Source organism: Desulfobacteraceae bacterium (assembly GCA_022340425.1).
Taxonomy (GTDB): Bacteria; Desulfobacterota; Desulfobacteria; order Desulfobacterales; family JAABRJ01; genus JAABRJ01.
In genome coordinates, this window is the sequence record JAJDNY010000138.1 from 1 (window position 1) to 12,321 (window position 12,321).

A 12,321-nucleotide genomic window follows, 5' to 3' on the forward strand; every position below is an offset into this window, starting at 1 on the left:
AAAACCGGTTGTGCGCGGTGGGCAGCCGTTTGGCGTATTCGCTCGAAGCCTGGAATCTGGAGAGAATGCCGAGAAAAGCGTCGGTGCCGGGAATCGCCGTCACGCCTCTTCCCGGCGCAGCAAGGAGGCTATGCCATGAAAACCCCAGTGAACCGTACCATCGACGATTTGAGGTCCCGGGTAACGGGAAGCGTGCTGCAGCCCGATGATCCGGAGTATGAGGATGCCCGTCAAATCTGGAACGCCATGATCGACCGGCGGCCGGCGGTCATCGTGCGCTGCGCCCATGCGGGCGACATCCCGCCCGCCATCGATTGGGCCCGCAGCCAGGGATTGGACATCAGCGTGCGCGGGGGCGGACATAACATCGCCGGCAGCGCGGTCTGCGACGGCGGGGTGATGATCGATCTCTCGCCGATGAAGGCCGTTCGGATCGATTCCGCCCGCCGCCGCGCCCTGGTTGAACCCGGCGCCACCCTGGGGGATTTCGACCGGGCCGCCCAGGCCCACGGTCTGGCGACACCGGCGGGCATCAACTCGACCACCGGTGTCGCCGGCCTTACGCTGGGTGGCGGCTTCGGCTGGTTGACGCGCAAGTATGGCCTGACCATCGACAACCTGGTGGCGGCCGATGTGGTCACCGCGGACGGGCGGCGGCTGCGTGCCAGCGAAAGAGAAAACCCCGATCTGTTCTGGGCGCTGCGCGGTGGCGGCGGAAATTTCGGCATCGTCAGCCGCTTCGAGTTCAGCCTCCATCCGGTGGGCCCCGAAGTGCTGGCCGGCCTGATGGTCTTTCCCATGGACCAGGCCCCGGCGCTGCTCCGACAATACCACCGTTTCGCGGCCTCGGCACCCGAGGAGCTCAGCGTCTGGGCGGTCCTGCGAAAGGCGCCGGCGCTGCCGTTTTTACCGCAGCCGGTGCACGGGCGCGAGGCCCTTGTGTTGGCGATCTTCCATGCCGGCGATGCGGCCAAGGGCCGCGAGCTGATCGCCCCGCTGCGCCGTTTCGGCGATGCCTGGGGCGAGCACATCGGCCTTCAGCCTTACACCCAGTGGCAGCAAGCTTTCGATCCGCTGCTCGCCCCGGGTGCACGGAATTACTGGAAGTCGCTTAACTTCACCGATCTTTCGGACGGCCTGTGGGATGTGGTTCTGGCCGCCGCCGGCCGACTGCCCACCCCGGAGTGCGAGATCTTTATCGGCATGATCGCGGGGGCTGCCAACCGTGTTCCGGCCGATGCCATGGCCTATTTTCATCGCGACGCGAAATTCGTGATGAACGTGCACGGCCGATGGCAAGAGGCGTCGGATGATGCGCGTGGGGTTGCCTGGGCGCGGGAGTTTTTCACGGCTGCGCAGCCTTACGCCTCCGCCGGCGGCTACGTGAATTTCATGACCGCCGAGGAGGACGACCGCGTTCCGGCGGCCTACGGGTCCAATTACCAGCGACTGAGAGCCATCAAGAAGGCCTTCGACCCGGAGAATCTGTTCCATCACAACCAGAACATTGCGCCGGGGGGTTGAGCGGTCCGGGCCGCCAATCCGGCGGCGGCAGGGAAGGTGGGAGCGGGCCGGTAGCCTGTGCCCTGGGCAGGCCCATGAGGGCAGAAGAAAGGCGGGGCAGGTCGGCCGCATTTGATGCTGCAGCGTCCGATGCGGCCGAATGCACTGTGGGGCCGACGTCCTACGCGCCCAGCCAGCCTTTGACATCCTCCTTGGTGGGAATTTTTCCCACGCATTTCACCTCGCCGTCCACCACCACCGCCGGCGTGCCGAACACCCCGTAGCCGGCGATTTTCATGAGGTCGGTGACCTTTTCGACCGTGGCCGTCACCCCCGCCTCGGTCACAGCCTCCTTCACGATTTTTTCGGTCTGCTCGCACTTGGCGCAGCCTGGCCCCAGTACTTTGATATCCATGCTGATCTTTCCTTTCATTTTGGGCTGGGCGTTCTGCATTCGGTTCAGCGGCGGCCTTGCCGGGGCCGGATGCTTGCCCGAAGATTCGTTTCAAATTTGAAAATGCAAATATAACGATATGTCGAATCCAAAAAAAATCACCCGCCGCAGATGGTTTCACGCCGGATCTCGGGCAGCCGGGCGACCATATCCGCCACCTCGGGGTCTTCCTCCAGCCAGTGCCGGAGGTTTCCCAGGATGCTGGCGACGTAAGGGTTTTCAGACCCGTCGGTGAGTTGGTAGTTGACCCACAGCCCGTCCTTGGTGAAGCGCACCAAGCCGGCCTCCTCAAGGATTTTAAGGTGCTTGCTGGCCGTCGACTGGGCAAGCCCCAGCGCCGCTTGTATCTCGCAGACGCACAGCACGCGGCGCTGGAGGAGTTTGACCATCTTGACCCGGTTGGGGTCGGAGAGTGCTTTCATGACTTTGATAAAGCGTCGCATACACCTCCAAAATATTCACGATTTGGAATTTTGCGGATAGTCCGGGTTTTGTCAACAATAAAATTGCCCCCGATGCCGCCGTATTTTCGTCGGAACCGGTTTTCCGATGGGCCCAGCCGGGGTTGGGGCACCCGACCATCAGAAGCCTGCTGGGCGAAAATCAAGCCGTCGGGATCGGTTCGTTCGGCTTTTTTAGTGGTTTATTTTTCAGGCAATCTCGGCTATGCCTTAAAAAACGCTGAACCAACGGCGCGCCTTATCCGCTGGCAGGCATGCACCGAAATCCGGCCAAATCGCGCGGCAGCCCCTTCGCGGAGCTTGCCGCTGATAACAACCTCATGAAGCAAGGAGCGAAAAAATGGATTTGACGACCACCTATTTGGGCCTGAAGCTCGCCAGCCCCATCATCGCCGGCAGCTCGGGGTTGACCAGTTCCGCCGACAAGGTTGAAAAACTCGCCAAAAACGGTGCCGGCGCCGTGGTTTTAAAGTCGATTTTCGAGGAAGAGATCGCCTATGAACTGGACGATATTCTCAAGGAGGCCGAGGCGGCCGGCGTCAACCTGGACCAGTTCGACTATTATGACTTCCATTTGAAGGGAAAGAAGCTGGACCATTACATCACCCTGATCCAGGAGTGCAAAAAGAGAGTCTCGATCCCGGTGATCGCCAGCATCAACTGCGTCTACTCCCATGAGTGGAGCGCCTTTGCCCGCCGGATCGAGCAAGCCGGCGCGGATGCCATCGAATTGAACATGTTTTTCCTGCCGTCTGACTTTACCCGCTCCAGCCAGGAGCAGGAAAGCGCCTATTTTGCGACTGTCGACAAGATTCTGAAGACCGTCTCCGTCCCGGTGGCGCTCAAGATCAGCTACTATTTCTCGAACCTCGGGCCGATGATTCAAAAACTGTCCCGCACCGGGGTGGCCGGCCTGGTGCTGTTCAACCGCTTCTTCAGCCCGGACATCGACATCGACAACTTCAAGATCAAGCCCTCTTTCGTTTTCAGCACCCCAGCCGAACTGGCCATTTCGCTGCGCTGGATCGCCATCATGGCCCAAAAGGTCGACTGCGACCTGGCCGCCTCCACCGGCGTGCATGACGGCCCGGCGCTCATCAAGCAGCTGCTGGCCGGCGCCACCGCGGTCCAGGTGGTGTCCAGCCTCTACCGCAAGGGCCCCGATTATATCCAGTCCCTGACCGAGAGCCTTAAAAGCTGGATGAGCGTTCACGGCTTCGAGAAGATCGCGGATTTTCGCGGTAAGATGAGCCAGGACGCGGCGACCAACCCCGCCGTCTACGAGCGGGTTCAGTTCATGCGCTATTTCGGGGGGGAGGACGAAAAGGAAATCGCGCAGTAGCCAGCCGGGGCTGCCGGAATTCCGCCGGCCGCAGGGGTGCGAGATGCAGATCCAAACCAAACGGGTCTACCAGGCGGCCGAAAAAGAGGACGGCGTTCGCGTGCTGGTCGACCGGGTCTGGCCCCGGGGCATGACCCGGGAGCGCCTGCAAGCGGATTTGTGGCTGAAGGATGCGGCGCCGAGCACGGCGCTTCGAAAATGGTTCGGCCATGACCCCGCCCGTTGGGAGGTGTTCAAGCGCCGCTTTTTCGCGGAGCTTGACGGCCGGCCCGCGGTCATCGCGCAGCTTCGCGACCTCGCGGCAAAGGAAAAACTTACCCTGCTCTTTGCCGCCCGGGATACCCGCCACAACCAGGCCGTTGCCTTGAGCGAGTATCTCTTTGGGCCGCCCCGAAAGAATGGGGCCCCGGTGGGGCCGCCAATCACGCCAAAATAAAGCCGTTTCTCCATCCAGAGGATGTTGTTGCGTGACCAAAGAGGGTTTTCATGAAAGCGACCGACGAACTGCAACAAGAACATCAGGGAATTGAACTCATGCTGCGGGTTTTGAAGGCCGTGTCAGCCAGATTCGGGGGCAGGGAGCCCCCGCCAGCCCCGCATGTCGATGGCATCGTTGAATTTTTAACGATTTTTGTGGACAAATGCCATCATGGCAAGGAGGAGGAATTCCTGTTTCCGGCTCTGGAAGCGGCCGGCGTTCCGAGGGAGGCAGGGCCCATCGGGGTGATGCTGCGCGAGCACCGGCAGGGCCGCCAGCTGGTGGTGCAACTTCGGGAATTCCTGGGGCAATACCGGTCCGGGAAAAAAGAGGCGGCCGTCGGGATTCAGCAAACCATCCAGGAATACGTGGACCTGCTCAGTCGGCACATCGTCAAGGAAAACTCCGTCCTTTTCCCGATGGCGGATGACAGACTGGACGTGAGGGCCGACGTCGAGCTTTTCGAGGCCTTTCAAAGGCTTGAACGCGAACGTGTCGGTCCCGGGAAACACGAGGCGTTTCAGGCGCTTTTGGAAGAGTTGCGCGACGCATACTTGAAATGATCCGGGACCCGTGAGGTCGGCGGTGTTCCGCCGCGCCGGGAAGCATCCGGTTTTGCCGGGCACCAGCATATCCATTACCGTTATATCGCAGGAGGGAAACCAAGATGGGCAAAAAAGTGGTTATTGAAACGGAAGAGTGCATCGGGTGCGAAAGCTGCGTCGAACTTTGCCCGGAGGTCTTCGGCTTTGACGAGGACGCCGAAAAGGCCCATGTGATCATGGAGGAGGGGGGCTCCGAGGAGTGCATCGAGGAGGCCATCGAAACCTGCCCGGTGGAATGTATTCACTGGGAATAAGAAGACGCTAAAAAGCATTTCGCTCCGCCGCGCGGTGTTTGTCAGAAAGGAACTTTGGCGGGCATCCCGGTAATAGACCGGGATTTACACCTCCCATTGGTCTGTGTTCCTTTTCTTGTGCGGACAAGAAAACGAACCAAAAGAAGCCGCCCGCGTCCTGCGGCCCTGCGGGCTGCCCTGCGCTTCTCGCAGCCGGCGGGCCCTGTGGAACCCGCTTGCGCTCAAACAGCCCCAGGGCCTTTTTCGCCGGCTGCTGCGATGCTCGGCCCGGGACGACGGGGCCTAAACCTCCGGCGGCCTTAGGCGATCTAAATCCGGCTGTCGTCTTTGGCCCAAGCAGGCTGAAAGGAGTCCCTTGGAGGCCAAAATCCCCGGCGACCTGCTGACCACCGCCATGGCGGTGATGCCCCACACCGACGTCGATCGTGCCCTGGAGATGGCGCTTTCGTTGGACGTGCCCTTCTGGCCGCAGCTGCCGCACTTCAGCTACTACGAAGACATGTACGTCCAGGCGGCCGAGCACTTCCCCGGCATTCTGCTGGACCTCGAGCGGCGCACCCTGCGCTTTTCGATCGACAAGTTCGCCGAGGAGATCGAAGCGGTCCTGGCGCGCTTCGACGACCCGGCGCTTTTCGATATCAGCGAGACCTATTCGGCGGTCTATCACCGCTTCCTCACCCTGGATCTGGCCGACCGGCCGGCCATCCGCGGGCAGCTCGAAGGGCCCATCAGCTTCGGGTTCAACGTGCTCGATCAGAACGAACGGCCGATTCTCTTCGACGACACGGTCCGGCCGTTCATGCTGGATTTCATGGCCCGGCGTCTGAACGTGCAGCTGGCCCGGCTTCAGAAGCGCAATCCCAAGGCCTTCATGTTCGTCGACGAGCCGGGGCTGCAGTTCCTCTTTTCGGCCATGGCCGGATACAGCGATCTGAAGGCCAAAGGGGAACTCGATCAGTTCTTCGCCCAGGTCGACCGACCGCGCGGCATCCACCTCTGCGGCAACCCCGATTGGGACTTTCTGCTCAACCTGGACCTGGACGTCCTTTCGCTGGACGTTTACACCAATGCGGAAATCTTTGCCTCCTACGGCCCGTCGATTCGCAGATTTCTCGACCGCGGCGGCACGATCGTCTGGGGGATCGTGCCCACGGGTTTCGAGGCTTTCGGCCAGGAGGAGATCCCATCCCTTATCCAGCGCCTCGAGGCCGTCTGGAAAGTCCTGTGGGCCAAGGGCATCGACCGGGAGCAGCTGATCGCGCGCAGCATGCTCTCGCCGGCCACCTGCTGCCTGGTCAACCCGGACAAGGAGCGCACCGTCGAGCGCGCATTTGCCGCAGTCAACCAAATGGCGGTGCTGCTGCGGGATCGATACCGGCCGTGACGGCGGGGTCCGAATGGATAGCCGACGACGCCTGTGGGCGGCGACCGCCGCGAGGGCAGCATGCAGTTGAGCGCTTGTGCGGTTGAGATTTTTCAGCAGTTCGAATTTCTGGCCGGGTTGAGCCCGGAACAGGGTGAGGACGCGCTGCGTCGCGGGCGCCGCCGCGAGTGCCGTGCCGGAGAACCCCTTTTTTCCCAGGGTGATCCGGCCGACTGCTGCTACCTGGTGATCGCGGGCCGCTTCAAGCTGAGCAAGGTGCACGAGCAGGGCAGGCATTAACCGGCCGAAAATAAAGGAGACGTGCCATGCTAAAAAGAAAGCTGGCGGAAAAGATTCACTGGCTGGGCGCCGTGGATTGGGACCGGCGCCTTTTCGACTCCCTCATTCCGCTGCCTGACGGCACCACCTACAACGCCTACCTGATCGCGGGCCGCGACAAGACCGTTTTGGTGGACACCGTGGATCCCCCCATGGCTGAGCACCTGATGGCCCAGCTCGAGGGGGTGCCCCGGATCGACTTCGTGGTCTCCCAGCATGCCGAACAGGACCACTCCGGGACCATCCCCCGGGTGCTGCAACGGTTTCCCGGAGCCAAGGTGGTCTGCACCCCCAAGGCCAAGGGCATGCTGATGGATCTGCTCGAACTGCCCGAAGAGGTCATCGTGACTGTAGCCGACGGGGAAACCGTGTCACTGGGCGACAAAACCCTGCGGTTCATTCACACCCCCTGGGTGCACTGGCCGGAGACCATGGTGACCTACCTGGAGGAGGACCAAATACTTTTCAGCTGCGATTTCTACGGGTCCCACATCGCCAGCGCCGATCTTTTCGTGGTCGATCAAGGGCGGGTTTACGAGGCGGCCAAACGCTATTTCGCCGAAATCATGATGCCCTTTCGCAACGTGATCGAAAAGAACATCGAGAAGCTCAAGGACTTGCCCATTCAGACCATTGCCCCGAGCCACGGCCAGATCTATGACCGCCCGTCCTGGATCCTGGCCGCCTACCGCGAGTGGGTTCTCGGGCCGCCCCGCAACCTGGTGGTGCTGCCCCATGTTTCGATGCACGAGAGCACCCGGCGGATGGTGGATCACCTCGTCTCGGCGCTGGTGGACCAGGGTGTGCGGGTGGAGCCCTTCAGCCTCGTGGTGACCGATATCGGCAAGCTGGCCATGGCCCTGGTGGATGCCGGCACGCTGGTCGTGGGCACCCCCACGGTCCTGGCCGGACCGCACCCGCTGGCCGCCTATGCCGCCTTTTTGGCCAACGCCCTGCGCCCCAAGGCGAAATTCCTCTCCATCGTCGGCTCCTACGGGTGGGGCGGCAAGACCGTGGAGGCCCTCGCGGGGATGATTCCCAACCTCAAGGTGGAGGTCCTGACGCCCGTTCTCTGCAAAGGCCTGCCCCAGGCCGAGGCGCTGACGGCCCTGGAGACCCTGGCCGCCACGATTGCCGCCAAACACCGGGAAGCAGGGTTTGCCTGAATCCTTTGGGGGTCAAAGGCCTCCGCCTGGGCTCCACCCGTCTCGCATGCGCCGGCCTGGATTTTATTCCTGGCATTAGCCCTCAGAGCTGGTATAGTTCAGGCAACACGGTCGCCGCTTTGCGGTCACCGGCCGGCACGGCGATCGGTCCGCCGTGCCGGCCGCCGACCAGGATACCCGCCATTTGGAACTAGGCGTTTCATGATTCTCCCGTTTTTCGCTCTGGTCTTTGGTCTGGCGCTTCTCGTCTGGAGCGCCGATCTTTTTGTGGACGGCTCCGCCGCCAGCGCGCGCCATTTCGGGATGCCGCCGCTCTTGATCGGGATGGTGATCATCGGCTTCGGCACCTCCGCACCCGAAATGGTGGTCTCGGCCTTCGCGGCCTTTCACGGCAACCCGGGCATCGCGGTGGGCAACGCCTACGGTTCGAACATCGCCAACATCGCCTTGATCCTGGGGGTGACGGCGGTGATCTGCCCCATAGCGGTCCATTCCCGGGTGCTGCGCCAGGAATTGCCGATCCTCACGGCCGTCATGGCCCTGGCCGCCTATCAGATCTGGGATGGCGCCGTCACCCGGGTCGATTCCCTGGTACTGCTGTCGGTATTCGGCGGGCTGATGAGCTGGACCATCTGGAAAGGGCTGCGCCAGAGCCCGGATGCCCTGGGCAGCGAGGTGACCCGGGAATTGGAGTCCCGCGTCATGCCCTTCAGCCGGGCGATGGTGCGGCTGCTGGTGGGGTTGGCGCTGCTGCTCGCCAGCTCCCGCCTCCTGGTCTGGGGGGCGGTCGAGATCGCCCACGGCTGCGGGGTGAGCGACCTGATCATCGGTCTGACCGTCGTGGCCTTGGGCACGTCGCTGCCGGAGCTGGCCTCCTCGGCGGTTGCCACCCGCAAAGGCGAGCACGACATCGCCATCGGCAACGTGCTCGGCTCCAATCTCTTCAACACCCTGGCGGTGGTGGGCATTGCCGGGGTCATTCACCCCATCACCCTGGAGCCCGAGGTGTTCTCCCGCGACATGCTGGTCATGGCGGTGCTCACCCTTTCGCTTTTTCTGATCGGCTACGGTTTCAGGGGGCGCCCCGGGCGCATCAACCGCTATGGCGGCGCGGGGCTGCTGGCCTGCTACGTGGGCTACACCGCCTACCTGGCGGCCGGCCTTCTGGGCAGCTGACGGGCCGGCCAGCGAACTTTTTCTTCAATCATTGACTGTCCACCCGATCCGGCAGGGCCTTTCCAAAGGCCCTGTCTGATTTTGAAGCCGGCCCCGGCGGGAGGCGATACAGCCTTGCCCCTGCGGTCACGCGGCTGTTTCACTCTCGCCCCCACGCCCAAACCTATCGGATCTGAAAGCGAATCGGCACCGTGACCCACATGGCCACCGGCTCGAGCCCCTGTCTGGCGGGCTCGAAAAGCCACTGACGGACGGCCTTGACGGCAGCCTCGTCCAGCACAGCGTAACCGCTGCTGGCCGCCACCGTGATCTCCTTCACCCGGCCGTCGGGCCCCACCAGAACCTTCAGCAGGGTCCGGCCCTGGTAACCCCTGGCCTTGGCCATGCGGGGATAGGGCGGCGGTGGATTGCGGCGGTAGAGCGGCACCGCCGGCTGCCGGATGGTTTCGGCGCTGTTGGGGGATCCGGTTTGGGATCCGCCCGGGGAGGGGATGGGTTTGCCGGGCTCAGTCGGTGCAGGGATTTCTTCCGTCGCGGGCGCGGGCGCAACGGCGGCCGGTTGCCTGGCTTTCACCACCGGTCTGGGCGGAGTTTGGGCCGGCGGTTGGGGCGAGGGCTTTTTTACGGCGGGTTTTCGTAGGGTCGGAGGTGTCCTTTGGAGCGGCTTTTGCTCCGTTTTGGGGGGCGCGTCGGTATCTCTGCTGGCTGAAACCGCTGCCGGATCAGCCGCCTCCCTTTTTTCTGACCTTCGCTGGGACAACGACACCTCGATCGCCGTCCGGGAGCCGCCCAGTACAGGCGGCTGCAGGGGCTTTGCGGGGACAAGCGCCAGCACCGCCGCGTGCAGGGCTACCGAGAGCATTGCGGCCCAGAGCAGGCGCTTCATTGAGCCGGATCCGCCTCGGCCTGCAAGGAAATGCGCGCGATCCCGGCCAGCCGGATGTGGTCCAGCACCTGAAAGAGGCTCTGATAGGGCAGGCTGCGGTCGCCGAACACCAGAACCGCCGGCGCTTCCCCGGGCTGCACCTTTTCCCTCAGGCGTGCCGCCAGATCGGCCAGCGCCACCGGCTCCCGATCGATGAAGAGGCTGCCGTCGGCCTTGACGGTCACGGCCAGTGCGTTTTCTCTGTCCAGTGTCGCCGTGGCGGAGGCCGGCAGCTTGACCGGCATCCCGTGGTGCACCGCCATGGAGAGCATGGCATAGATGAAGAAGACCAGCAGCAGAAAGACGATGTCGATCAGCGGCAGCATCTCGATCCGCGCCTTGGGTTGCCTAAGATGCAGTTTCATGGGAACCGTCCGCTGGCGTTCCAAAGCCACCGCCGTCCAGTCTTTCGAACACGACTTCCAGGCTGGTGGCGTATTTCTCGATGGTCAGGGCGGCGGCCTCCACCCGGGCGTTGAAGTAGTTGAAGGGAAAGACCGTCAGAATGGCGATCCCCAGCCCGGCGGCGGTGGTGATCAGCGCCTGGGCAATGCCGCTGGTGACCGTCTCCGGGTGCTCGATCCCCGCAGTACCCAGAATTTCGAAGGAGGAGATGATCCCCAGCACCGTCCCGAAGATGCCCAACAGCGGCGCCACGGTGATCATCGTGTCCATGACGCGCATGAAGCGCCGCATGCCCTCGATTTCTTCCATGGCCGCCGACTCCATCGCCTTGGCCAGGGAAAACTCGCGGTGAACGATGCCCGTGACCAGGATCTTGACGATATAGTCTTTGGACCCCGCCACCCGTTGGCGGATGGCCTCCCAGTCCGCCCGCCGGCTCAACTCCAAAATCTCGTCCACCAGACGCGGGTTGCGCTGGGCGCCGAGTCGCATCCAGAAAAAGGCGCGTTCGATGATGACCGCCACGACAATGATCGAACAACCCAGCAGCGGGTACATCACCGGCCCGCCGCTGACAAAGATTTGCCACATCTTTCAAAAACTCCTTTTCACGTAGAAAAAAGCGCATCGAAAGCCGCTCACCGCCCCTGCGCAGGCTGATCGGTCAGCCCCTGGACCACGCCGTTTAGCACCGCGTTGGCGCACAGCTGCATGACCGTCGGTATGTCGGGGCCGGAAACCAGCTCCGCCGGGGAATCGATCCGCTGGCCGGCAATCTCCTCGGCCGTTTGCCGGCACCACCGGCGAAAAGGGTCCAGATCCGGGACCAGGCCGGCCTCATGGGCATCGCTGATCGCCAGGGCCGCCGAGACAAAGGCGGCATGCTGCGGGCTGAGCAGCACGTTCTCCAGCGCCGCCAGGACCCGCTCGAAATCCAGCCCGCCGGGGCCGGCCGCCGCTGCGGCCAGTTCAAAGGAACCGATGCCCCGCTCGCTCAGGCGCTGAAAGATGTCCCGCCCGGTGTGCAGCCCGTTTTGTTTGCCGACGGCCTCCTGGACCCCGCGGTAGACGGCTGCCGCGATCAGCTCGCCCATCTTGCTGTGCCCGCCGGCATTGTCGATAAGACCACCCGCGCCCTGGACGACGATCACGTTGTCGGTGCCGGTTCCGGTGGCGCCGTGGCGGCCGGGGCTTGTGCTGCTGCGGATGTCCAGGTCCTGCAGGGCGGCGGTCTTGGCCTCGGTGGCGCTGATGATGGCGCGCGCCATGGCCCGCGGGGTGAGCGCCATATTGGGCAGCAGGATGATGTTGATGGTGCCCGGCTCATAGAAGGCCCCCGGGTCCTTGGCGGCGCGCAGGGCGTTGGCGCACACCCCGGCGGTGACCAGCGCCTGGATTTGCATGTCCCGGAAGCGCACCCGCTGGACCGCCAGGTGGTCCATGTTCGCACCGGTGAAGAGAAAGCTGGTGGTCTCCGGCGGGCGATGGAGCAGCGGGGTGATGCCGGCCCGCAGCGCGGCCAGATCGCTGCTGTGCTCCAGCTCCCAGCCGGCCGGCGGGATGAAGTGGTTGGCCACTGTCAGGAGGCCATCCCGCGGGCCCTCCAGGGTGGAGAGGACCCGCAGCGGGCGGGTGAAATCCACCAGCAGGGTTTTGTTCTCGAAATCATTGATGCGGCTGTAAACGATTTGGGCGGATTGAACGTAATCCAGCCCAAGGTCCAGGTCACGGGTGCCCAAAACGGCGTCCGTCGTCACCTGATGGTCCTTGCGGGCGAAGGCCTCCCCATACATCCGGGCGGCCAGCCAGGAGACGAATTCGCCGCTGCGGGTGGCGTTGCGTCCGGCCAG

The 12,321-nt window shown here is 63.3% G+C and carries 15 protein-coding genes; 9 read left to right on the forward strand and 6 right to left on the reverse strand.

Going from position 1 to position 12,321, the window contains the following annotated elements; translation table 11 throughout:
* Positions 1 to 135 precede the first annotated feature (135 nt).
* The gene (locus LJE63_11975) at positions 136 to 1,524 is read left to right on the forward strand and encodes an FAD-binding oxidoreductase (protein ID MCG6907323.1); all 1,389 of its coding nucleotides are present in this window, start codon (positions 136 to 138) and stop codon (positions 1,522 to 1,524) included.
* A gap of 160 nt (positions 1,525 to 1,684) precedes the next feature.
* Here the strand turns inward: LJE63_11975 and LJE63_11980 are convergent, their stop codons facing one another.
* Together LJE63_11980 and LJE63_11985 are read right to left on the reverse strand one after the other, a co-directional pair.
* Positions 1,685 to 1,918 carry a thioredoxin family protein gene (locus LJE63_11980; GenBank protein ID MCG6907324.1) on the reverse strand — a complete coding sequence of 78 codons (234 nt, stop codon included), beginning with the start codon at positions 1,916 to 1,918 and terminating at the stop codon, positions 1,685 to 1,687.
* Between the two features lie 137 nt (positions 1,919 to 2,055).
* Entirely contained in the window at positions 2,056 to 2,400 is a 345-nt protein-coding gene (locus LJE63_11985) for a metalloregulator ArsR/SmtB family transcription factor (protein ID MCG6907325.1), read from the reverse strand.
* A 358-nt stretch (positions 2,401 to 2,758) separates the two neighbouring features.
* Between LJE63_11985 and LJE63_11990 the strand changes: the two genes are divergently transcribed.
* The 8 genes from LJE63_11990 (at position 2,759) to LJE63_12025 (ending at position 9,141) form a co-directional block, all read left to right on the forward strand.
* Entirely contained in the window at positions 2,759 to 3,760 is a 1,002-nt protein-coding gene (locus LJE63_11990) for a dihydroorotate dehydrogenase-like protein (GenBank protein ID MCG6907326.1), read from the forward strand.
* Positions 3,761 to 3,803: 43 nt separating this feature from the next.
* Positions 3,804 to 4,196, forward strand: coding sequence for a DUF488 domain-containing protein (locus tag LJE63_11995; GenBank protein MCG6907327.1), 393 nt, complete (start codon positions 3,804 to 3,806; stop codon positions 4,194 to 4,196).
* A gap of 50 nt (positions 4,197 to 4,246) precedes the next feature.
* Positions 4,247 to 4,801, forward strand: a complete 555-nt coding sequence (locus LJE63_12000; GenBank protein ID MCG6907328.1) for a hemerythrin domain-containing protein — start codon at positions 4,247 to 4,249, stop codon at positions 4,799 to 4,801.
* 104 nt (positions 4,802 to 4,905) lie between these two features.
* A complete protein-coding gene (locus LJE63_12005) occupies positions 4,906 to 5,097 on the forward strand; it encodes a ferredoxin (GenBank protein ID MCG6907329.1) in 192 nt (63 codons plus the stop codon).
* A gap of 355 nt (positions 5,098 to 5,452) precedes the next feature.
* Positions 5,453 to 6,481: a hypothetical protein gene (locus LJE63_12010; protein ID MCG6907330.1), complete on the forward strand. Its 1,029-nt coding sequence runs from the start codon at positions 5,453 to 5,455 to the stop codon at positions 6,479 to 6,481.
* A gap of 60 nt (positions 6,482 to 6,541) precedes the next feature.
* Positions 6,542 to 6,760 carry a cyclic nucleotide-binding domain-containing protein gene (locus LJE63_12015; GenBank protein ID MCG6907331.1) on the forward strand — a complete coding sequence of 73 codons (219 nt, stop codon included), beginning with the start codon at positions 6,542 to 6,544 and terminating at the stop codon, positions 6,758 to 6,760.
* 26 nt (positions 6,761 to 6,786) lie between these two features.
* The gene (locus LJE63_12020) at positions 6,787 to 7,965 is read left to right on the forward strand and encodes an FprA family A-type flavoprotein (GenBank protein MCG6907332.1); all 1,179 of its coding nucleotides are present in this window, start codon (positions 6,787 to 6,789) and stop codon (positions 7,963 to 7,965) included.
* A gap of 201 nt (positions 7,966 to 8,166) precedes the next feature.
* Positions 8,167 to 9,141, forward strand: coding sequence for a calcium/sodium antiporter (locus LJE63_12025; GenBank protein MCG6907333.1), 975 nt, complete (start codon positions 8,167 to 8,169; stop codon positions 9,139 to 9,141).
* Between the two features lie 163 nt (positions 9,142 to 9,304).
* On the opposite strand, the gene LJE63_12030 is transcribed toward LJE63_12025, so the two are convergent.
* The 4 genes from LJE63_12030 to LJE63_12045 all read right to left on the reverse strand — a co-directional run.
* Positions 9,305 to 9,715, reverse strand: a complete 411-nt coding sequence (locus LJE63_12030) for an energy transducer TonB (protein ID MCG6907334.1) — start codon at positions 9,713 to 9,715, stop codon at positions 9,305 to 9,307.
* Between the two features lie 308 nt (positions 9,716 to 10,023).
* Positions 10,024 to 10,431 carry a biopolymer transporter ExbD gene (locus tag LJE63_12035; protein ID MCG6907335.1) on the reverse strand — a complete coding sequence of 136 codons (408 nt, stop codon included), beginning with the start codon at positions 10,429 to 10,431 and terminating at the stop codon, positions 10,024 to 10,026.
* The gene (locus LJE63_12040) at positions 10,415 to 11,062 is read right to left on the reverse strand and encodes a MotA/TolQ/ExbB proton channel family protein (GenBank protein MCG6907336.1); all 648 of its coding nucleotides are present in this window, start codon (positions 11,060 to 11,062) and stop codon (positions 10,415 to 10,417) included. Before LJE63_12040 ends, LJE63_12035 begins: the two co-directional genes overlap by 17 nt.
* A 47-nt stretch (positions 11,063 to 11,109) precedes the next feature.
* A partial coding sequence (locus tag LJE63_12045) for an adenosylcobinamide amidohydrolase (protein MCG6907337.1) occupies positions 11,110 to 12,321 on the reverse strand: 1,212 nt, incomplete at its 5' end.